Origin of the sequence: Paractinoplanes polyasparticus (assembly GCF_019710575.1) — a bacterium.
GTDB classification, from domain to species: Bacteria; Actinomycetota; Actinomycetes; order Mycobacteriales; family Micromonosporaceae; genus Actinoplanes; species Actinoplanes polyasparticus.
Map to the genome: position 1 here is coordinate 139,158 of NZ_JAHWFK010000015.1, position 21,069 is coordinate 160,226.

The window sequence follows — 21,069 nt, forward strand, 5'->3', positions numbered from 1 at the left end:
TGGTAACCCGCCGGCCACACTTCGCGTCAGTGGCGAGCCCCGATCGCCTCGTCATAGATGTCCTCGAGGCGACGGCTCTGCCGGGCGACGTCGAAGCCGGCCTCGGCCCGGGAACGGGCGGCCGCGCCCATGGAAGCCTGCAGCGCCGGGTCGTCGAGCAGTTTGCGCAGGTTCGCGGCCAGGGCCTCGCGATCGGACTCGGGGCTCAGCAGGCCGGTCACGCCGTCGGTCACGGCTTCGGGGATGCCGCTGTGGTGCGTGGCCACCACGGGCAGGCCCAGCGCCATCGCCTCGACGACGGTGGTGGGCAGTCCCTCGCTGTCGCCGTCGGCCGCGGTGCGCGACGGGGCGGCCAGCACCCGGGATTCGGCCAGCAGGCGGTAGACCTCGGCGGCGGGCTTGGCGCCGGCGAACGTGGCGTCCACCCCCAGGCTCCGGGCATAGCCCTGCATCTCGGCGAAGCGCGGGCCGTCGCCGATGAACAAGGCCCTGGCCGGCAGCGTGCTGAGGGCGGCGATCAGGTCGTCGGCGCCCTTCTTCTCGACGAAACGGCCCACGAACGCCACGTCCCACCGCTTCGGAACGCTGGGAACCGTGGCCGGGACGGGCACGCCGGTGTGGTGCACGCGGACCTTGGCCGGGTCGGCGCCCCGCTCGATGGCCTTGCGGCGGATCACCTCGGAGACGGCGATCAGCACCCGGGCCCGCCCGAAGACCGTGCGCAGGTTGCGGCGGTAGCGGACACCCTTGGGGCCGGTGCTCGACGGCTGGCGGGTCACGTCGTGGCCGTGCAGGGTCACCACCAGGGGCACCCTGGCCCCGGCGGCGGCGCCGCTGACCAGCCAGCCGTCGCCGCCGAAGTGGGCGTGCACCAGGTCCGGTCGTACGGTCGCCATCAGCTTGTGCAGGTGCGGCGACGAACCGGTGAGCCGCAGGCGCAGGAAAGCGCGCCGGTCGGCCTCGGTGGGGAAGGCGATCAGGTCGTCGTCGCGGGCCAGCACCGAGTCGACCTTCGCCGCGCCCGCGTAGACCGGCTGCCAGCGGGTCAGCGCGTCGGCCTGGTTGCGGATGAACGTCTCGGAGCCGAGGAGCATGGCGCTGCGCCAGACGAGAACCTTACGCATCGGCGTTCCTGCGGCCGACAACCAGATCGCGTACGCGGTGACGGACGTTCGGCGGCAACGCCCAGATCTGCAGGAAGGTCACGTAGTCGAGCGCGCCGGGCCGGCCGTGGGCGCGCGCCTCGGACAGCAGTTCCCGGAAGACCTTCGGGTCACGGGTGGGCGCGGCCATCGAGCTGAGCACACTCATCGTCACCGCAGCGTACGCACGGGGAGTGAACAGGTCACGGCTGGCGCGCAGCCAGGCGAGCTGCTCCTCCCACGGGTTGTGCAGGCTGATCCGGTCGCGGTTCTCGTCCTGGTGCCACAGCACGAGCGCCTCGGGGGCGTAGAGCAGCTCGACGTCCTCGTGCTGGAGCGCGCGCAGCGTCCAGTCCAGCTCCTGCTGGCGGCGCAGGCCCACGGTGAACGGAACGCGCCGCAGCAACTCCGTCGGCGCCATGATCGTCGAGGTCTGGATGAAGCCGTCGCCGTAGAACAGGCCGCGGCGCACCGTCAGATACTCGCTGAGCGGCTCGCCCGGCCCGGGCAGCCGGCGCGGCATCACACTGTCGGCCCGCGGCGTCCGGTTGATCATGCGGGTGGCGACGATGGGGGAGGCCTTGGTGGCCCGCGCGGCCAGCGCCAGCTGCGTCTCGATCTTGGTGGGCATCCACTCGTCGTCGTCGTCGAGCAGCGCCACGTACCGGCCCTCGGCCGCCTGCACGCCCTGGTTGCGAGCGTTGGGGGCCTTGCCGCGCTCGGGCAGCACGAGCACCCGCAGCCGCTCGTCGCCGATCTCCTTCAGCGCGAGGACCGTGTCGTCGTCCGGCCCGTCGATCACGACGATGACCTCGAGGTCGCGGTGGGTCTGGCTCAGGGCGCTGTGGACGGCGCGCGTGGCCAGTTCCGGGCGGTTGCACGTCGGGATGACGACGCTGACGTCCATGTCGTGGATACCTGCTTCAGGCTGCCGGGGGCGGTTCTGCCGGACACTGGGGTCTGCTTCGTAGCTGGGGTGGGAGCTAGGCGCGGTCCAGACGCTAGGCGGGCCCGGCAGCCGTGCGGTTAATGGCAGGAGGCGTTGATGCGAAGGCCATGTGTCCCGGTCGCATGCTCTTGGGCGGTTTCACCGGGCTGTGGGGTGGTTTCACAGGGCGAAGTCACTCGACCGAGGTAACGCGGCGGAAGCGTTTCGAAGCGTACGGTGAACCGCACGTTGGGCCGGGCGGACGAAGGAGAATGGCCGTGGCGGGGCTGCTCGATCGCCTCGAACTCGGCGACCACGTGTGCTGGACAGTCGACGACGACGAGATCCGGCGGGACGCGATCGCCGGCGTTCTGCTCGGCGGGCTTCGTGCCGGCCACAAAGTCATCTATTCCGGCGACGAGCCCGGCGAGGTGCTGTCGGCGCTGGCCCGCCGGGGTGTCGCCACCCACACCGCGATCGGGTCGGGGCAGCTGGTGGCGGTGACGCCCGAGGACAGTTATCTGTCCGGCGGCTCGTTCGACGCCGAGGGCACGCTCGCGCTCTGGAGCGCCGAGAAGGCCCGCACGCGCGCCCAGGGCTATCGGGGCATGCGCGTGGTCGGCGAGATGAGCTGGGCCGTCCGGCGGTTCCCCGGCACGGAACGTCTCGAATGGTACGAGGCCCGGTGCAACACGGTGTTCGCCGACGGCTTCGTGATGGGTGTCTGCGCGTACGACCAGAGGTTGTTCGGCCCCATGACGCTGAGGCGCCTGACCCTCGCGCACCCCGGCGCGGCCGGACCGCTGCTGCCCTTCGACCCCGACACGTCGCTGCGCATCCGCAAGACCGATGAGCCGTACGGGCTGTGGCTGTCGGGCGAGGCCGACATGTCCAACCGCGACGCGCTGGCGGCCATGGTCAGGGAGATCTTCGCCGTCCGCGAGCCCGGCACGCTCGTGACCATCGACGCGACCGCCCTGGGGTTCGCCGACACCGCCGCCGCCCGCGTCCTGCTCGACGCGGCCCACCAGGGCCCCGCGCACATCGTCGGGTGTTCGGCCGTGATGCTCCGCCTGCTGAACTTCCACGGCGCGGGGTCGATGCCCGGCCTGGTCGTCTCGTCCGGCTACCCGGCAACGACCGACGAGCGGTAGCGAGACCAGACAGCGGCGCGTCCCTCGTCCGTTCCGGCGCCGTGCAGAGCGCTGACCAGCTCGTCGATCTCGGGCGTCATCACCGCCAGCACCTCGGCCCCGGCCTCGTCGACGGTTGCGAACGTGTGCGCCGTGCCGGCCGGCACGGTCACGAAGTCGCCGGCCGCCAGGATGCGCCGCTCGTCGCCGATCAGCACCTCGAGGCGCCCGCGCAGCACGCAGAACGCCTCGTCGCCGCCGTGATGGACGTGCGCCGGCGCCTGGTCGCCCGGGAAGTGCGCCAGATCCCAGCGGCGTATCACGAAGTCAGCCATGGCTGCGCAGCCGGTCGCGAACCTCCATGAGCGCGAAGCCGAGCAGGTTGGCCCCCCGCCAGCGGCGTGGGTCGGCAGCGGCCGGGTCGTTGCGGTCGAGGCCGATGCCCCAGATGCGGTCGAGCGGGCTGGCCTCGACCAGAACACGGTCGCCGGTGGTCAGCAGGTAGTCGCGCAGCTCGTCGTGGCAGGCGAACTTGGCCAGGTTCCCGGACACGACGATCTCGAAGCGGTGCTGGTTCCACGTGGCCTGCTCGAACCCGGCGACCCGCCCGCCCAGCGTCTTCGCCACCTTCGGGTGCGGCGCGCGCAGGATCCGCGTGGCCATGGCGTCGTCCCCGAAGAGCACGGCCTTGCGCCACATCATGTAGTGCTCAGCGCTGGCGAATTCGTGACCGTCCGCCTCGAACGCCTGCGGCCACCACTGACTGAGACAACCGGCGCCCGTGCTGCCGTCCCGTTCCGGCTGGTGCCCCCAGAAGAACAGATACTTGACGCGGTGCTCCTGAGCCACGTACGAGGTGAGCTCGCCGACGCTGCGGACCATGACAGACATGCCCGCGAGTCTGCCCCACACCGAGCCACCTTGCAGACCCCATTTTTGTCATACCCCAGCCCTACGTTCGTCCCATGAACCCCGATGCGAAGCCCGCCACCCGCCCCGTCTCATCGCCCTCGCGGCCGCCGGTGGCGCCGGCCGCTCTCCGCGCGCGCCGAGCCCGCCGGGCCAGGCTCCGAGCGGCCGCGACCGCCGCGATCCGCCGGGCCGCCCAGTGAGGGTTCGCGCCGGGCCCGCTCGGCGTCTCGTTCGTCGGCCGGGCTTGTTCGAGCGCGCCGCCTACGCTTTCGCTTGGCGGAGTGGCGACTGCCGCGCCGTTCTCCTCGACTTGACCCTCGAGTTGGTCGAGGGAGCAGGATCGCGGGGTCCTGATGTGGCGTCCTGTGGGGAGCGAACTGTGCCGGAGGCGGCAGACAACAAGGGTGACGAGATGATGGCCGCGATCACCGCGGCCATGGGGCTGGGCCACGCCGGTGACCGGGCCGCCGCGCGCGCCGAGCTGGAACGGCTGTGGGACGAGACCGGCGACGCCCTGCACCGGTGCACCATCGCGCACTTCGTGGCCGATCTGCAGGACTCGGTGGCCGACGAGCTGATGTGGGACGAGCGGGCACTCGCGGTGGCCGCCGATCTCACCGACGAACGCGCCCAGCAGCAGGACGCGTCGTTCCAGGTGCGGGCGTTCCTGCCGTCCCTGCACCTCAACCTGTCCGACGCCCATCGTCGCCTGGGCAACGTCCCGGCCGCCCGGCGTCATCTGGCCGCCGCCGAAACCGACATCGACACCCTCCCGGACGACGACTACGGCAGGCTGATCCGCACCGGCATGGAGAAGATCAAGCGGGCTCTCGACGACGGGTCGACCGCCCCACTGACCCCGTGACGCCGTCCGAGCGGCAGCGGCCGGGTTGACGCGACCCGGACGGTGACCGATCAGCGCCGGCAGCCCGGGGAACATTTCCCTCGGGCTGCCGGACGGCGGTGGTCAGAAGGACTTGCCGCCGAACGCCCGCCACGACGTCGGGTTGGGGCCGATGCGGTACTTGAAGCTCTGCATGCCGACCCAGTCGCGGCTCGTACTGAGCTGGATGAACACCGGGTTGTGGCCGTCGTAGCCCGTCTCGTACACGGTGTACGCGATGTAGGCGATGGCCTTGGCCATCTCGAGCGTCGCCTTGCACGGGTCGTTGCCGAGCCAGCCGTTGAGCACTCGCGCGCCCTCGCCGGCGATGCCGACCAGCGCCCGCCCCCGCTTGGCGTTGTCCTTGAAGGCGGTGAGCTTCTCGATCGCCTTCTGCGAGCCGCAGACCTTGGCCATCCTGATGGTGTCGTCCAGCAGCCGCCCGCCCGCGTAGTCCATGGCGCTCTGCCAGTCGAACACCGAGGCGGACAGGGTGGTGCCGGCGGCGCAGACCTGGACGAGGCGACGGCGGTACTCGACCGAGCCCATCATCTGGCGGGTGGACCAGCTCAGGCCGTAGGTGCCGATCGCTCGCGTGTAGGCCTGCAGGCCGCCGTCGTCGGGCGCGCGATCCAGCAGGGCCGCGTAGAGCATGCCGGCCAGGTCCTGGCTGCGGTGGCCCCAGCGCCGCTGGGCCTCAACCGAGGTCGCCATCCGGAAGGTGGCGTCGACGACGCCCCATTGGCAGCCGAGGTTCTTCACCCCGACCTCGTAGTAGGGCACGTTGTGCCGGTCGGGCTGCGGGCCGTCGGCGTTGCGGCCCATGGTGTGGTGCAACACCGCCCGGATCTCACCCTGAGCATTGGTGGCGCGGCCGTCGGCGGCCATGGCCGGTGCCGAGATCGAGCCGAGCCCGACCGCCAGGGTCGTCAGCAGCACAAAGCATCGACGAAACATCCTTGCCTCCGTTTCCAGTGCGCAATTCCTCGACGGTTGACCGCGATGTGAAATGAGCTCGCGCGGGCCTATTCCGGGTAATCCGATTCGGCGGGTATCCGCCGTCCGGCCACCATTGTGTTGCGAACGGCGGGTCGATAACCATGCGGGTAATCCAGGGAATATCGATGGTGGATCCGCCGGTCGGCCTTTCGTTGGTTTCCGCGGGTGCGGCCGGTTGGCACGGTGAACGCACGTGGTTTTCCACGTGGCCGCTTCCGGGACGCCCGGTTCCCGTCGCCGCCGATCCCGACGACGATGCGGAGGTGTCTCGGGTGTACCGCCTTCAGCGACCGCGGGCCGCCGTGCCGTACGGCCTGCGCCGGTGGCACCTGGCGGCCTTGCCGGTCCTGATCGCCGTCGCCGTCGGCATCGTGCCGCTCCCGGCCGGCTGGCCGTATTGGGTGGATCATCCGGGCTCGGCGATCCTCGCGGTCATCATGCCGGCCTCTCTCGCCGGCGCCGGTCTGCTGCTGGCGCAGGGCACCGGAAGCCGCAAGACGGGCTTGCTCTTCGTAACGGCCGCGGTTCTCTACGCGGTCGGCTGGGTCCTCGCCCGCGACACGGGTCTGTATCCGCTGATCTCCGAGTACACGCAGTCAGTGTTCTTCCTGACCCTGGGCGTGGGCATCCTGCTGCACGGCCGGTCGCGCTTCGACCGCTGGTACGAGTGGGCGTGGGTGGCCGAAGCGCTCGTGATCCTCCTCGGCGCGCAGGTCGCGGTGACCCTGACGGTCGCGCCCGAGCAGGTGGGATACGCGCCGGACGTGGTGTGGTTCGACGTCGGCGTCGCGCCGGAGGTCGGCGCGCTGGTGAGCGAGGGCGCCGCGGTCGCATACGTGGTCCTCGCCGTGACCTTCGTGCTGGTGCTCGTGCTGCAGCAGCGGCGGCCTTCCACCCGGGGCCCGCGCAACGGGGTGGCGGTGCTGATGGTCAGCGGCGTGTTCGCGGTGGCCGCCTCGGTGATCCAGTATCCGATCATGTCAGCCGGCACCACGCTCTCCGCGATCATCGCGGCGCGCAGCGCACAGGGCACGGCCGCCATCCTGCTGCCGTTGACCCTGTTCGCGGCGGCGCTGCGAACGGCCTGGGTGGAGAACACGGTCGCCGCGCAGCTGATCACCCGGATCGGGCACGCAACCCCGGATTCGGTGCAGCGGGCGCTGGGGGCGGTGCTGCGGGATCCGGGGCTCGAGGTCTGGTACTGGATTCCGGGCGCGACCGCGTTCGTCGACAAGGACGGCCGGATCCGGCGCCCGGAGGCCTTCGCGCCGACCGACCTGGAGATCCGCACGCTGGACGGGGAACCGCTGGCCGTGTGCGTCCCGGGTGCCCTTCCGGCGAGCGGCGACGCCGTCCTCGCGGTCGCGTTCGAGGCCTGCGCCTCGGCCCTGCAGGCGGTGCAGCTGCAGCTGGTGCACGCCGAGGAGATGCGCGACGTCCAGGATCGGCTGATGGCCGCCGAGGACGACGGTCGCAAGGAGCTCGCGCGCGACCTGCACGACGGAGTGCAACAGGATCTCGCCGCGCTGCGCCTCCAGTTGACCGGGCTGATCGGGCAGGCGGAGCCCGGCGCGACCCGGGACCGGCTGCGCGAGTGCGGCGAACGGGTGGTGGCGGTCATCGAGCAGGTGCGGGCAATCAGCCGGGGGCTGCATCCCACCTCGCTGGCGCACGACGGGCTCGCAGGCGCGCTGGAGGAGGCCGCCGAGAGCTTCGGCCGGCGCATCCGCCTCGACGTGCCCGCCGAGCGCTTCGCGCCGCGCCTGGAGCTGGCGATGTATTACATCCTCAGCGAGGCGCTGACCAACGTCATCAAGCACGCCGAGGCGGAGTCGGTCTACGTTCGCGTCGAGCTGGCCAGGCACGCCGTCGTCGGCGAGGTGGTCGACGACGGGTGCGGCGGGGCCGTAATAACCCTCGGCGGCGGCCTGCACGGTGTCGAGGATCGCGTGCGTGCCCTGCGCGGCCGTTTCGAGCTGGCCAGCCGGGCCGGCCAGGGCACCCGGCTCACCGTCACGTTCCCGTTGATCGGAGCAACTTCATGAAGGTCGCGATCGCCGACGACCACGCCATCTTCCGCACCGCGGTCGCCCAGTGCCTGCGGGAGTGCGGATTCGAGGTTCCGGTGAACGCGGCCACCGGAACGGAACTGGTTGCGGGGATCCGCCGCCACCCGGTGGACGTCGCGATCATCGACGTCCGGCTCTCCGACACCAGCGACGACGAGGGCATCGAGGTTGCTCGGGAAGTCAAGAAGGAGGCGCCGACGACGGCGGTGCTCATGCTCTCCGCGCAGACCGCGAGCACCCAGGCGATCCGGCTGCTCAGCGACTTCGAGACGGGCATCGGCTACCTGCGCAAGGACGAGGTCGACATCGCCACCCTGGGCCCGCAACTGTCCCGCCTGGTCGCGGGCGAGCCCGTGCTGGGCCGCTCGATCGCCAGCCGGCTGCTGCGGCCGGCCCGGCACGACAGCGCGCTCGACTCGCTGACCCGCCAGGAGAGCGAGGTCCTGCGCCTGATGGCCGAGGGGAACTCCAATGTCGGCATCGCCCGCCGGATGTCGCTGACCGAGCGCACGGTCGAGGATCACGCCGGCCGGATCTTCGACAAGCTGGGCATCACGATCCAGTCCGGCGAGGGCCGGGCAACCACGAACCGACGTGTCCTGGCCGTGCTCACCTGGCTTCGCGTCACCTCGGGCGGTTCGTGACCCGGCGGCCCGGCGCCCGCGGCACGGAACCCAGCGCAGCGGACACCGCCTTCGATCGAGCTCGCGTCGACGTCAGCCTCGATTGCCAATGACGGCACTCCGGTAACGGGCCCGATGAAGTCGCTACCGATTCGATGAGCTCCGGCGCGCGTCCAGTCCACCTCGAATTGTCAGCGGGTAGGACCCCACGGACGCAGGGTGGACCGACCTTTCAACAGAACCATGCGGGCGATGACAAAGCGTGACCGATGTCTGTGCCCAGAAAGAATCTGGACAGTGGGTGAATCGAGCAGGAAACCGGAGGCCGGCCGTCGCTGTGGCGGAGTTCCATCGATCTCGGTGACCGCGACACCTACGCAATGAAGGCGATGAGGGGGAGCCGGCTATGCCGGTTGTCGGCCGTTTCGCCCGGGCCAGCGCGGTCGTCGGCCCAGCCCGTCGTCGCATGGCCGGCAGTCGGACGCGCAGGCTCCACGGGCGAGGACTCAGTTCAGGCGGATCAGGCCGGCGTCGGTAGGGCGGAAGCCGCAGCGGTCGACGTAGAAGTGGCGTAGGTGGGGCTCGAAGTCGACGTGCAACCAGGTGCAGCCCGCGTTGCGCGCCTCGCGGGTGGCGGCGGCCACCAGAGCGGCGCCCAGGCCGGAATGCCGGCTCGCCGGGTCCACGGCGGTGTCCAGCAGGAAGGCGTGGGCGCCGCCGTCCCAGCTGACCTGGATGAAACCGATCAGGCGGTCGTCATCGTAGCCGCCGATCCAGGTGAGCGCGTGGCGGGCCAGGCGCTCAGCCCAGGGGTGAATCGGGGTCGGGTCGGCGTCGAAGGCGCGGGCGTGCAGGGCGGTCAGTTCCGCGTCGTCCACGGGGAACTTGACGACCAGGGACACAGTCACCGGGGCAGGCTAACCGCGGGCCGGCAGGCGGGGACACCGGAATTCCGCGGGCTGACCGGCGGCGTCGGGATCGCCGTTCGGGTTCAGCGAGGTGCTCGCCGGGGTGCCTCCATCCAGCCACGGCAACCGCCGTGTCCAGCCTGGTTACCACGCATCGACCATCGTGGCGGCGTTCGAGACCGTCCTGTTATCGATAACAAAGTTTCGCTCAAATGTCGGCAACGTTGCTAAGCGCGGTTGACACGTCTTCGTGTGACCGTTCACACTCGTGGCCATTCAACTCCGATGGACCCGATGAAGGAGTACCGCATGAGACTGTCCAGGATGGGTGCGGTGGTGTCCGCCGCCGTGCTTGCGACCTCCCTGGCCGCATGTGGTTCGAGCGAGAAAACCGTCGACAAGGAAGCCGGCGCCGGTGACAGCAAGGGCGCTCTGATCGGTGTCACCATGCCGACCCGCTCGTCCGAGCGCTGGATCAGCGACGGTGACAACCTCAAGAAGCAGCTCGAGGCGCTCGGCTACCAGGTCGACCTCCAATACGCCGAAGACAAGATCCCGACCCAGACCCAGCAGCTCGACAACCAGATCACCAAGGGCGCCAAGCTGCTGATCATCGCGTCGATCGACGGCACCGCGATCACCACGCAGCTCGAGAACGCGAAGGCCAACAAGATCCCGGTCATCGCCTACGACCGGCTCATCCGCAACAGCCCGAACGTCGACTACTACGCGACGTTCGACAACTTCAAGGTCGGCGTGCAGCAGGCGACCTCGCTGCTCACCGGGCTCAAGGTGCTCAAGGCGGACGGTTCGGCGGGCGACGCCAAGGGCCCGTTCAACATCGAGCTCTTCGCCGGATCGCCCGACGACAACAACGCCACGTTCTTCTTCAACGGCGCCATGAGCGTGCTCAAGCCGAAGATCGACGACGGCACCCTGGTCGTGAAGAGCAAGCAGACCGACTTCAAGACGGTCGCGATCCTGCGCTGGCAGGCCAAGACCGCGCAGGACCGGATGGAGAACCTGCTCACCTCCACCTACCGTGACGGCGCCAAGGTCGACGGCGTGCTCTCGCCGTACGACGGGCTCTCGATCGGCATCCTCTCGGCCCTCAAGAGCAACGGGTACGGGACCTCGGCCAAGCCCTACCCGACCGTCACCGGTCAGGACGCCGAGCAGGCCTCGGTCAAGTCGATCCTGCGCAACGAGCAGTACTCGACGATCTACAAGGACACGCGCGAGCTGGCCAAGACGACCGTCGAGATGGCCGACGCGGTGCTGAAGGGGCAGACCCCGAAGACCAACAACACGACCGACTACGACAACGGCGAGAAGATCGTGCCCTCGATGCTGCTCGAGTCGGTCATCGTCGACAAGACCAACTACAAGAAGGAACTGGTCGAGTCGGGCTACTACACCGAGGCTCAGCTCCAGTAATGAGCGACTCCATCCTCCGCATGCGGGGCATCTCCAAGACGTTCCCGGGCGTTCGCGCGCTCGACGACGTCAACCTGGAGGTGCTCCGCGGCGAGATCCACGCGATCTGCGGGGAGAACGGCGCCGGCAAGAGCACCCTGATGAAGGTGCTCTCCGGCGTCCACCCGCACGGCGACTACACCGGCGAGATCGTCTTCGACGGGCAGGAGTGCCGCTTCGGCGGCATCCGGGACAGCGAGCACCGCGGCATCGTGATCATCCATCAGGAGCTGGCGCTGGCGTCGAACCTGTCGATCGCGGAGAACATCTTCCTCGGCAACGAGCAGGCCCGGCGCGGCCTGATCGACTGGAACCGCACCAACGCGGCCGCCGCCGAGCTGATGAGCCGGGTCGGACTGCACGAGAACCCGGTGACCCAGGTGCTCGACCTCGGCGTCGGCAAGCAGCAGCTGGTCGAGATCGCCAAGGCGTTGTCCAAGCAGGTGCGGCTGCTGATCCTCGACGAGCCCACCGCGGCGCTGAACGACGAGGACTCGGCCCACCTGCTCGACCTGCTGCGCGGCCTGCGGGACGAGGGCATCACCTGCGTGATCATCTCGCACAAGCTGAACGAGGTCCTCGAGATCGCGGACCGCGTGACCATCCTGCGCGACGGCAAGACGATCACGACGCTGGAGGCCCAGGGCCTCACCGAAGACAAGATCATCAGTGGCATGGTCGGCCGCGACCTCGACAACCGTTTCCCGCCGCGCGAGCCCAAGATCGGCGACGAGGTCTTCCGGGTCGAGAACTGGACGGTGCACAGCCCGACCCAGCACGGCCGGCTGCTCGTCTCGGGCGCGAACCTCAACCTCCGCCGCGGCGAGATCGTCGGTTTGGCCGGGCTGATGGGCGCCGGGCGTACGGAACTGGCCATGAGCATTTTCGGCCGGGCCTACGGCACCGGGATCAGCGGGCGGATCATCAAGGACGGGCGGGAGATCAAGCTGCGCTCCGTCGGCGAGGCGATCAAGCACGGCATCGCGTACGCCACCGAGGACCGCAAGCGGTACGGGCTCAACCTCATCGAGGACATCAAGCGCAACGTCTCGTCGGCCGCGCTGGGCAAGCTGGCCCGCCGGGGCTGGGTCGACGACAACGAGGAGTACAAGGTCGCCGAGTCGTACCGGCAGAGCATGAACATCAAGGCGCCCAGCGTCTCGAGCATCACCGGCAAGCTCTCCGGCGGCAATCAGCAGAAGGTCGTGCTGTCCAAGTGGATCTTCACCGACCCCGACGTGCTGATCCTCGACGAGCCCACGCGGGGCATCGACGTCGGCGCCAAGTACGAGATCTACACGATCATCAACCAGCTCGCCGAGGCCGGTAAGGCGATCCTGCTGATCTCGAGCGAGCTGCCCGAGCTGCTCGGGCTGTGCGACCGCATCTACACCCTCTCGGCCGGGCGGATCACCGGTGAGGTGCCGCGCGCCGAGGCCACCCAGGAAGGGCTCATGACCCTCATGACCGCCGGACAGGAGGCACGCTCGTGAGCGTCGCGCCGACTTTCGCTCCCGGCAAGCAGCCGGCCGTTCCGGACGACCGCCGGCCCGGCGGCCCCCGCCGGTTCCGCATCAACCTGCGGCAGAGCGGCATCTACATCGCGTTCGCGGCCATCGTGCTGCTGTTCACGATCCTCACCGGCGGCGACATGCTCGCCCCGCAGAACATCAGCAACGTCATCGTCCAGAACTCGTACATCCTGGTCCTGGCCATCGGCATGATCCTGGTGATCATCGCCGGGCACATCGACCTGTCGGTCGGGTCGATCGTGGCGGCCACCGGCGCGGTCGCGGCCGTCCTCATGGTCAACCACGATGTGCCGTGGCCGCTGGCCCTGCTGATCACTCTGATCGTCGGCGGGCTGATCGGCGCCTGGCAGGGCTACTGGGTGGCGTACTTCGGCATCCCGGCGTTCATCGTCACGCTCGCCGGCATGCTGCTGTTCCGGGCAGTCACCTACAACATCCTCGGCAACCGGGGCATCGGCCCGTTCCCGGACGAGGTGCGGACCCTGGCCAACGGCTTCACCGAGGGCTATCTGGGCAACATCGGGCTCGGCGCGCTCGGGGGCGCCGACCTGTTCACCATCCTGATCGGGGTCGTGGCGGTCGGCGGCATCGTCGTCTCACAGTGGCGCTCGCGGGCCGGGCGGGCGCGCTTCGGACAGGTCGTCGAGCCGTTCGCGCTGTTCGCGGCGAAGATCGTGGCGGCCTCGGTGGTCGTCATGTTCGTCATCGTGCAGCTCGCCCGGTTCCGCAACCTGCCGTGGGTGCTCGTGCTGCTGGCCGGGCTCGTGCTCGGCTACTCGTTGCTGACCAACCGGGCGGTCTTCGGACGGCAGATCTACGCCGTCGGCGGCAACCTGCAGGCGGCGACGCTCTCGGGCGTCAAGACCAAGGCCGTCGTGTTCTGGATCTTCGTGAACATGGGCGTGCTGGCCGCGCTGGCCGGCATCATCTTCGCGGGCCGGCTCAACCAGGCCAACCCGACCGGCGGTGACCAGCTCGAGCTGGACGCGATCGCCGCCGCCTTCATCGGCGGCGCGGCCGTGCAGGGAGGCGTCGGCAAGGTCGTCGGCGCGATCACCGGCGGTCTGATCATGGGCGTCATCAACAACGGCATGAGCCTGATCGGCGCCCCGAGCGAGCAGGTCATGCTGGTCAAGGGCGCGGTGCTGCTGGCCGCGGTCGCGTTCGACGTGTGGACGAAGCGGCGGGCCGGCGCGAGCCGCTGAGGAACCCGGTCAGCGCCGCGGCGACCGCGGCCGGATTCTCCTCGGCCATGTGGTGCCCGGACTCGATCGGCACGCCGCGGATGTCGGCGGCCCACTCGCGCCAGATGGCGAGTGGGTCGCCGTACAGCTGTTCCATGTCGTCCTCCGTGGACCAGAGGAACAGCGTCGGGCAGGTGATCTGTCTCGGACCGGCGAGCTCGTGCTCGAGGTCGACGGTCAGTCCCGCGCGGTAGTCCTCGAGCATGGCCCGGACGGTCGCCGGATCCCGGGTGGCGGCGCGGAACTCCTCGTAGTTGTCCCGGCCCATCCGCTCGGGCGAGCCCGCGTACCAGGCGTCGGGGTCGGCCAGGATCGCCCGCTCCGGCTTGCCCGGCTGGGCGAAGAAGAACCAGTGCCACCAGGCTGCGGCGAAGCGCGCGTCGCACCGGGCGAGCGCCTCGCTGATCGGCACACCGTCCATGACAACCAGCTGGCGTACGGCGTGAGGGTGGTCGAGGGCGAGCCGGAGCGCCACATAGCAGCCGCGGTCGTGTCCCGCCACGGCGAACTGCTCATGGCCGAGCCGGTGCATGAGCCGCACGAGATCCCGCGCGACTCCACGTTTCGACTGCTGGGAATGATCGTCCTTGATCGCGGCCTTGCTCGACCGGCCGTATCCGCGCATGTCCGGGCAGAAACGCTCAGCCCCGCCTCGACCAGCCGCGGCGCGACCCGGTGCCAGGTCGATCCCGTACGCGGGTGGCCGTGAATCAGCAGCACGGCCGGCCCGTCCCCGGCGTGCCGCACCCGCAGCGCCACCTCGCCCACGTCGACCATCTCGTCGGTGAACCCCTCGAACATCCTCCGTGGATACCCGAAATCGCTTGCGCCGATCTTCCCGGCGGGCCGTAATCTCCTGATGATCAGCCACGATGTGACCCGCGCGTGCGACCTCACCCGCGAAACCCTGACCGGAGCGCTCGACCTGGACTGGCAGAAACCGGCAGCCGGACTCGAATGGACCTGTTGGGAGACGGTCGAGCACATGGCCGACTGCCTCTTCGCCTACACGGCCCAGCTCGCCCCGGCGACCCCGTCCACGACCACCTACGTTCCGATCGGCTGGCAGCACCTCCGCGAAGGCGGTCCCGGGCTGACGATCTTCGCCGAGCGTCCCGCGGGCCAGTCCGGCCTGATCCAGGCCCTCGAGGTCTGCGGCGCGATGCTGGCGGTGATGGCCGACGCCGTACCGGCCGATCGTGTGTCGTTCCACCCCTACGGCCCGTCCGACTCCTCCGGCTTCGCCGCCATGGGCGTGGTCGAAGTGCTGGTCCACATGCACGACGTGACCGGCGGCCTGGGCCTCCCGTGGTCCCCGCCCGCCGATCTGTGCGCGGCCGCCCTGGCCCGCCTTTTCCCGACCGCGCCGACTACAACCGACCCGTGGGCGACGCTGCTCTGGGCAACCGGCCGCGGAACACTGCCCGGCCTGCCCGCCCGTACAACCTGGAAGTGGGACGGCACCCCACGCTGACCATCGCTGTTTCGCTGATCGCCCTGAGCGGCAGATGCGCGCCGGCGACGAGTTCCGCCTCAAGGCCGATCGCACCAAGGTCGCTGCGGGTCTACCGTGCCGATGTGGACGACGATCAACCCGCCCGGGTGGACTTCGATTTCGACCAGTACGGTCGTCGAGTGCGGGAGGGGCCGTGCTTCGTCTGTGCGTACCTTGCCGGCCATCCGGATTACCGGCACCACGCGTTGTACGAGGACGACGACACCATCGCCTTCCTGACCCGCCACCCTGTGCAGCTGGGGTACTGCCTGGTGGCCCCGAAGCGACATGTCGAAAGCTGGATCGACGACATGGAGGAGCCGGAGTTCCTCCGCTTCCAGGGCGTGGTGCGCCGAGTGGCCCGGGCCGTGGCAGCCGCCGTACCGACCGAGCGGATGTGCTCGCTGAGTTTGGGCAGCCGGCAAGGCAACGCGCACGTGCACTGGCATCTCGCCGCGCTGCCGCCGGGCGTGCCGTATCACCAGCAGCAGTTTCATGCCCTCATGGCCGAGAACGGGGTCCTGCCGGTCGATGACGCGGCCCAGGCGGCACTCGCCCAACGGATCCGACAACATCTGTGATCGAAAGTTGCCCACGGTCGGACTGATCAGCCCCGTCGGCCTCGGTGGTCAGGTACGCCGGAGCTGTTCACGGCGACATTCGGCGTCAAGCCGGCCATACAGCTGCCGTTCGGTCGTTCTGGTGCGATTGACCGTGACCCGACCCCTCGGGCCGGCGGTTGCGACGGCGCGGGACAAAGGTGGCCGACCGGGTCGAGCGAGCGTGGGCCCGTCAGTCGTCCACCCTTCCAGCCTGGTCGCGAAGCGGCTTGTGCGGCGCGGCCTGCCCGGTTGAGGTCATCCGTTCTTCATGCCGGCGGACGAGCATGTCGGCGAGGGTTGTCCTGCAATCGGCGAGCGAATGAGGAAGAAGAAGCGGGCCGGCTCCGCGGGGGAACGGAGTAGCTGGTCAGCGGGCGGGGCGGAGATGGGTCAGGGAGCGGTCGAGCCACTCCGCCATGAGCGTCCGCTCGGCGTCCGTGAGGGCGGGGAGGTCGGGCAGCACCGTGCCGAACGTGACGGCCACGGACGCTGGGCCGGTGTCGGGGGTGGCGGGGGCCGTCGTGAGGATCGCGGCGGCCACGGCGTCGAACATCGCGTCGGACAGGGTGAGGTCGCGGTCGTCGGGGGGCGCGGCCAGCAGCGCCTGGACGGTGCCGGAGCCGGCTGCGTGAATCATGTTGACGGCCCGGGGTTCGTCCACGCGCAGGCGGCCGGCGGCGGCCAGGCGGCGTACGCGGGCCTGAAGGACCTTGATGCCGTTGGCTGTCGCGGGGGAGTGGTGGGCGCGCTCGGGGTTCGACAACAGCGCGTACAGGCCGGGGTTGGCCAGGCCGAACTCGATGTGGGCCAGCCAGGCGGCGCGCAGGTCGGCCACGGGGTCGTCGCTCTCGGCGGCGGCGGTCCGCGCCTTGGCGGCCACGTAGGTGGCCATCACGTGTTCGGCCACGGCATCGATCAGGCCGTCCTTGTCGCCGAACTGGCGGTAGATGGTCGGTGCCTGCACTCCGGCGGCCTGGGAGACGGCGCGGGTCGTCACGGCGCGGATTCCCTGCTCGCGAAGCAGTTGGGCGGCCGCTTCGACGATTTTGGCTCGGCTGCCGCTGTCGGCCGTCGTGTCCGAGTGGGTCATGTAGCAATGCTAACAGGGTCTTGTTATCGGGGGGTGTATCGGTGCTAACGTCAGACGCTTAACGACGGAAACAAGGAGTCAGCATGATCATCATCACCGGCGCCACCGGGCAGCTCGGATCCCGCATCGTCGAGCGTCTGCTCGAACGGGTGCCCGCGAACGAGGTCGGCGTCAGCGTCCGCGATGCCGCGAAGGCGTCGTCGCTGGCCGAGCGGGGCGTACACGTTCGTACGGGCGACTTCACCGAACCGGCGGGCCTCGAGCACGCCTTCGAAGGCGCGGATCGCGTCCTGATCATCTCCGCCGCCATCCGCGGGGACGCCGCCGTCGCCGCCAACAAGGCGGCCATCGACGCTGCCCGCGCCGCCGGAGCCCGGCGCATCCTCTACACGAGCCACCAGGCCGCCGCCAAGGATTCGCTCTTCGCGCCGCAGCTCACCCACGCCGACACCGAGGAATACCTCGCCGGCCTCGACATCCCGTTCACCGCTCTGCGCAACGGCTTCTACGCGAGCACGCTCGGCTACTACGTGGGCGCGGCGCTCCGGACCGGCGAGCTGGTCCTGCCCGAAGACGGCCCGTTCTCGTGGACGGCGCACGACGACCTGGCCGAGGCGGCCGCGATCGCCCTCGCCGACGACGGAGTCCTCGACGGCGTGACACCGCCGCTGACCGCACCCGAGCTGCTCGACTTCGAGGCAGTGGCGGCCATCCTGAGCGAACTCACCGGTCACCGCATCAAGCGCGTGACAGCCGGCGACGACGAATGGAAGGCCGCCGCGGTGGCCAACGGTGTCCCCGAGCCCGCGGCAGAGTTCACACTCGGCATGTTCCGCGCCGCCCGCCGCGGCGAGTTCGCCGTCGCCGACCCGACGCTCGAGAAGCTCCTGGGCCGTCCCGCGATCCCGGCCCGCGCCGTCCTGCAGGGGGTGGTCTGAGCCCGGCAGCCCGCCCGAGACCTCAATTCGCGTCGTCCCGCGCGGGTTGATCTGGGCGGGGCCACCGTTCCGTCCGGAGGGCTTGGGGGGTCTGTGTTCGCCTCGGCCCGGCAGCCGTGACGGTGACCGGGTTCGGGGCGGGTAGTTGCCGGCCTTGGGAAGCACAGGCGCTGCCGCTACGAGAGTGTCGGACCCAGCTCGACGCGGGCGAAACCGTCGGGCGGCGTTCGGGTCGCAGGCGGGCCGGACGCCGCCGGGGGAAGCGCGGCGGTTTCGGGACGGGCGTGGTTAGCTGGCGGACATGGGGCGCGAATGGCTGGCCGACGCTGTCATGTACGAGATCTATCCACAGTCGTTCGCTGACTCCGACGGTGACGGCGTCGGGGACCTGCGCGGGGTCATCGACAAGCTCGACCACATCGCGTCGCTCGGCATCGACGTCATCTGGTTCAACCCCTGCTTCGCGTCGCCGTTCGTCGATGCCGGCTACGACGTGTCCGACTATCTGACGATCGCGCCTCGCTACGGCACCAACGACGACATGGCCGAGTTGGTCGCCAAGGCCGGGGAGCGCGGCATCCGCGTCGTGCTCGACCTGGTCGCCGGGCACACGTCGATCGAGCACCCCTGGTTCCAGAAGGAGCTCAACGCCGACGGGCCCGACCCCGAAGGCGACCGCTACATCTGGAGCGAGCAGCTGCCGGAGCGCACCTGGACCCGTCAGCAGCCGGGCACCCCGGCCTGGGTGCGCTCGCCCGGTCCGCGGCCCGGCTACTACCTCAAGAACTTCTACGACGAGCAGCCCGCGCTCAACTTCGGCTGGGTCTCCCGGGGCGCCGCAGCGCGGGAAAACCCCGACGGGCTTCAGGGCGAGACCGATCAGCCGGAGGACGTACAGGTCGCGCGCCCGCGGGACGACTCGTGGCGGGACGCGATCGACGCGCCCGGCCCGCGGCGCAACCGGCAGGCGCTCAAGGACATCATCGGCCACTGGCTCGGCCTGGGCGTGGCCGGCTTCCGCGTCGACATGGCCTTCTCGCTGGTCAAGGACGAGGAACTGACCCACGGGTACGCCGAGACGGTCGCGCTCTGGCGTGAGATCCGCCAGTGGCTGGAAGGCGCCTACCCCGACGCGGTGCTGATACCGGAGGGCGCCGAACCGCGCGTCGGCGGCCCGCTCGCCTTCGACGCCGACTTCTTCCTGGTCATCCACGACGCACACGCGAGCCTGTTCAACAACCAGTACGCGGGCCGCCTGCCCTTCCAGGCGCCGCGCGAGCCGTTCTTCGACGCCGAGGGCCGGGGCAGCACCCGGCCGTTCCTCGACACGTGGGCGGCCGCCCGCGAGGAACACCCGGACCGCCCGATCATCCTCGCCACGGCCGACCACGACTTCGACCGGCTGCGCTGCGGCCCGCGCGGCCCCGAGCAGCTCGGCGCCGCGTTGACGTTCCTGTTCACGTGGGGCAGCGTCCCGTGCCTGTACTACGGCGACGAGATCGGCATGCGCTACCAGCCCGGCCTGCCCGACGTCGAGGGTTCGATCTGCGACCCCGGCTACAACCGCGCCGGCTGCCGCACCCCGATGCAGTGGGACGACAGCCCGAACGCAGGCTTCTCGACCGCCGAGGCGTCGAAGCTGTATCTGCCGATCGACCCCGACCCGGACCGGCCGACCGTAGCCGCACAGCAGAACGATCCGGCGTCGACGCTCAACCTGGTGCGCGAGCTGATCGCTCTGCGGCGGGCCACGCCCGCCCTGGGCACACGGGCTTCGACCCGGATCGTCTCCGAGGGCTACCCCTTGGCGTACGTTCGCGGCGACTCCCATCTGGTCGTCGTGAACCCGCGCCGCGAGCCGGCCACCTTGGCCTTCGACGGCGCGACCCCACTGTGGGCCTCCGGCGTGGAGGTGCGGCCGGGCGAGCTCCGAGTGGCGGGCTTCGGCTACGGCGTGTTCACCGTGTCGTAGGCACGAGGAAGCGCGAAGCGGCTCGCCGTGACCCGCCCCGGAAGCGCACAGAAGGCGGCAGAGACCCGGTAGCGCGGCCCCGGCGCCCCGTGCCGGCCGGCGGCGTTTCGGTCAGGCGCCGCGGGGCGTCCATCGTGTCTGCGTCTGACGGCGGCGTTCGGTGAGCAGCGCGGGCGCGCGTTGGCCCGCTGCGAACGGCTGCGTCTCTCAGGCGCTGCGGGCGCCCGTGCCTGCGTCGCGTCGGTGCCGATGGCAGTGTGTTGGTCGGGCGATGCGGGCGCGGTTCGCCCTCGCGCTGATGGCGGTGCTGTGGTCCTGCGACGCGGGCGCCCTCCGCCCCTGCGCCGGACGGCGGCATTTGGTCAGGTGGTCCGGGCGCGCGTTGTCCGAGCGCCGAACGGCGGCGTTTTTGACCAGGCAACGCGTGTGCCCCAATGCGTCCGCGCCCGCCCATCGTGTCCGCGCCGACGGCAGCGTTTTGCCAGGCGACGTGGGCGCTCATCGCGTCCGCGCCGGCGGCAGGGTCGTGGTCGTGCGACGCGGGCGCACTTCGCCCGGGCCGACGATAGTGCTTCGGTTAGGCAATGGTGGCGTCCATTCCGCCCGCGCCGACGCCAGCGTCATGGTCGTGCGACGCTGGCGCTTCGGCCTTGCGCCTCACGGCAGCGTTCGGTCAGGCAATCCAGGCGCGCGTTGTCCTAGCGCCGAACGGCGGCGTTTTTGACCAGGCAACGCGTGTGCCCCAACGCGTCCGCGCCCGCCCATCGCGTCCGCGCCGACGGCAGCGTTTTGCCAGGCGACGTAGGCGCCCATCGCGTCCGCGCCGGCGGCAGGGTCGTGGTCATGCGACGCGGGCGCATTTCGCCTGCGGGCCGACGACAGAGCTTTGGTTAGGCAGTGGGGGCCTGGCCTCCCTTCCGCCCGTGCCCGCGCCGACGGCAGCGTCATGGTCGTGCGACGCCAGCGCCTTCGCCCTTGCGTCGCACGGCAGCGTTTGGTCTGGTGGCGCAGGCACGCGTTGCCCTACTGCCGGACGGCAGTGCTTTGGTCAGGCAGTGCAGCCGTCCGTCGCGCTCGTGCCCGTCGGCGCCGACGGCGGCGTTTTGTTCGTGCGGCGTGGCGC

19 protein-coding genes are annotated in these 21,069 nt (G+C 70.2%); 11 read left to right on the forward strand and 8 right to left on the reverse strand.

Annotated elements, in window-relative coordinates; translation table 11 throughout:
* Positions 1 to 26: 26 nt before the first annotated feature.
* Both KXC43_RS18190 and KXC43_RS18195 read right to left on the reverse strand, forming a co-directional pair.
* Positions 27 to 1,124, reverse strand: coding sequence for a glycosyltransferase (locus KXC43_RS18190; protein WP_221377261.1), 1,098 nt, complete (start codon positions 1,122 to 1,124; stop codon positions 27 to 29).
* Entirely contained in the window at positions 1,117 to 2,049 is a 933-nt protein-coding gene (locus tag KXC43_RS18195) for a glycosyltransferase family 2 protein (protein ID WP_221377262.1), read from the reverse strand. The genes KXC43_RS18190 and KXC43_RS18195 overlap by 8 nt, the downstream gene beginning before the upstream one ends.
* A gap of 299 nt (positions 2,050 to 2,348) precedes the next feature.
* On the opposite strand from KXC43_RS18195, the gene KXC43_RS18200 reads away from it, so the two are divergent.
* Positions 2,349 to 3,224 (forward strand): MEDS domain-containing protein, encoded by an 876-nt coding sequence (locus tag KXC43_RS18200; RefSeq protein WP_221377263.1) that lies wholly within the window; start codon positions 2,349 to 2,351, stop codon positions 3,222 to 3,224.
* On the opposite strand, the gene KXC43_RS18205 is transcribed toward KXC43_RS18200, so the two are convergent.
* Together KXC43_RS18205 and ybiA are read right to left on the reverse strand one after the other, a co-directional pair.
* Complete coding sequence (locus KXC43_RS18205; protein WP_221377264.1) at positions 3,197 to 3,538, reverse strand: cupin domain-containing protein; 342 nt, start codon at positions 3,536 to 3,538, stop codon at positions 3,197 to 3,199. The genes KXC43_RS18200 and KXC43_RS18205 overlap by 28 nt on opposite strands.
* Positions 3,531 to 4,094 carry a riboflavin biosynthesis intermediates N-glycosidase gene (gene ybiA / locus KXC43_RS18210; protein ID WP_221377265.1) on the reverse strand — a complete coding sequence of 188 codons (564 nt, stop codon included), beginning with the start codon at positions 4,092 to 4,094 and terminating at the stop codon, positions 3,531 to 3,533. The genes KXC43_RS18205 and ybiA overlap by 8 nt, the downstream gene beginning before the upstream one ends.
* Before the next feature lie 433 nt (positions 4,095 to 4,527).
* Here ybiA and KXC43_RS18215 point away from each other — a divergent pair, with 433 nt between their 5' ends.
* Positions 4,528 to 4,980 carry a hypothetical protein gene (locus tag KXC43_RS18215; protein ID WP_221377287.1) on the forward strand — a complete coding sequence of 151 codons (453 nt, stop codon included), beginning with the start codon at positions 4,528 to 4,530 and terminating at the stop codon, positions 4,978 to 4,980.
* A gap of 102 nt (positions 4,981 to 5,082) precedes the next feature.
* Here the strand turns inward: KXC43_RS18215 and KXC43_RS18220 are convergent, their stop codons facing one another.
* A complete protein-coding gene (locus KXC43_RS18220; RefSeq protein WP_221377266.1) occupies positions 5,083 to 5,955 on the reverse strand; it encodes a hypothetical protein in 873 nt (290 codons plus the stop codon).
* 314 nt (positions 5,956 to 6,269) lie between these two features.
* Here KXC43_RS18220 and KXC43_RS52760 point away from each other — a divergent pair, with 314 nt between their 5' ends.
* Positions 6,270 to 8,042 (forward strand): sensor histidine kinase, encoded by a 1,773-nt coding sequence (locus tag KXC43_RS52760; protein WP_221377267.1) that lies wholly within the window; start codon positions 6,270 to 6,272, stop codon positions 8,040 to 8,042.
* Positions 8,039 to 8,710, forward strand: coding sequence for a response regulator transcription factor (locus KXC43_RS18230; RefSeq protein ID WP_221377268.1), 672 nt, complete (start codon positions 8,039 to 8,041; stop codon positions 8,708 to 8,710). The genes KXC43_RS52760 and KXC43_RS18230 overlap by 4 nt, the downstream gene beginning before the upstream one ends.
* Positions 8,711 to 9,195: 485 nt before the next feature.
* Here the strand turns inward: KXC43_RS18230 and KXC43_RS18235 are convergent, their stop codons facing one another.
* Positions 9,196 to 9,597: a GNAT family N-acetyltransferase gene (locus KXC43_RS18235; protein WP_221377269.1), complete on the reverse strand. Its 402-nt coding sequence runs from the start codon at positions 9,595 to 9,597 to the stop codon at positions 9,196 to 9,198.
* Between the two features lie 309 nt (positions 9,598 to 9,906).
* Between KXC43_RS18235 and chvE the strand changes: the two genes are divergently transcribed.
* The 3 genes from chvE to mmsB are packed head-to-tail and all read left to right on the forward strand — an operon-like array spanning position 9,907 to position 13,810.
* A complete protein-coding gene (gene chvE / locus KXC43_RS18240) occupies positions 9,907 to 11,034 on the forward strand; it encodes a multiple monosaccharide ABC transporter substrate-binding protein (protein WP_221377270.1) in 1,128 nt (375 codons plus the stop codon).
* Positions 11,034 to 12,566: a multiple monosaccharide ABC transporter ATP-binding protein gene (gene mmsA, locus KXC43_RS18245; protein ID WP_221377271.1), complete on the forward strand. Its 1,533-nt coding sequence runs from the start codon at positions 11,034 to 11,036 to the stop codon at positions 12,564 to 12,566. Before chvE ends, mmsA begins: the two co-directional genes overlap by 1 nt.
* On the forward strand, positions 12,563 to 13,810 hold the full coding sequence (gene mmsB, locus KXC43_RS18250; protein WP_221377272.1) for a multiple monosaccharide ABC transporter permease: 1,248 nt from the start codon (positions 12,563 to 12,565) through the stop codon (positions 13,808 to 13,810). Before mmsA ends, mmsB begins: the two co-directional genes overlap by 4 nt.
* On the opposite strand, the gene KXC43_RS18255 is transcribed toward mmsB, so the two are convergent.
* Positions 13,737 to 14,474 carry an alpha/beta fold hydrolase gene (locus KXC43_RS18255; protein ID WP_255644283.1) on the reverse strand — a complete coding sequence of 246 codons (738 nt, stop codon included), beginning with the start codon at positions 14,472 to 14,474 and terminating at the stop codon, positions 13,737 to 13,739. The genes mmsB and KXC43_RS18255 overlap by 74 nt on opposite strands.
* Before the next feature lie 234 nt (positions 14,475 to 14,708).
* Between KXC43_RS18255 and KXC43_RS18260 the strand changes: the two genes are divergently transcribed.
* Together KXC43_RS18260 and KXC43_RS18265 are read left to right on the forward strand one after the other, a co-directional pair.
* Positions 14,709 to 15,323, forward strand: coding sequence for a DinB family protein (locus KXC43_RS18260; RefSeq protein ID WP_221377273.1), 615 nt, complete (start codon positions 14,709 to 14,711; stop codon positions 15,321 to 15,323).
* Between the two features lie 104 nt (positions 15,324 to 15,427).
* Positions 15,428 to 15,925, forward strand: coding sequence for an HIT family protein (locus KXC43_RS18265; RefSeq protein WP_221377274.1), 498 nt, complete (start codon positions 15,428 to 15,430; stop codon positions 15,923 to 15,925).
* Between the two features lie 388 nt (positions 15,926 to 16,313).
* Here the strand turns inward: KXC43_RS18265 and KXC43_RS18270 are convergent, their stop codons facing one another.
* Positions 16,314 to 17,036: a TetR/AcrR family transcriptional regulator gene (locus KXC43_RS18270; protein ID WP_221377275.1), complete on the reverse strand. Its 723-nt coding sequence runs from the start codon at positions 17,034 to 17,036 to the stop codon at positions 16,314 to 16,316.
* Positions 17,037 to 17,119: 83 nt separating this feature from the next.
* Between KXC43_RS18270 and KXC43_RS18275 the strand changes: the two genes are divergently transcribed.
* Together KXC43_RS18275 and KXC43_RS18280 are read left to right on the forward strand one after the other, a co-directional pair.
* Positions 17,120 to 17,974, forward strand: a complete 855-nt coding sequence (locus KXC43_RS18275; protein ID WP_221377276.1) for an NmrA family NAD(P)-binding protein — start codon at positions 17,120 to 17,122, stop codon at positions 17,972 to 17,974.
* 301 nt (positions 17,975 to 18,275) lie between these two features.
* The gene (locus KXC43_RS18280) at positions 18,276 to 19,946 is read left to right on the forward strand and encodes an alpha-amylase family glycosyl hydrolase (protein ID WP_221377277.1); all 1,671 of its coding nucleotides are present in this window, start codon (positions 18,276 to 18,278) and stop codon (positions 19,944 to 19,946) included.
* Positions 19,947 to 21,069: the final 1,123 nt, after the last annotated feature.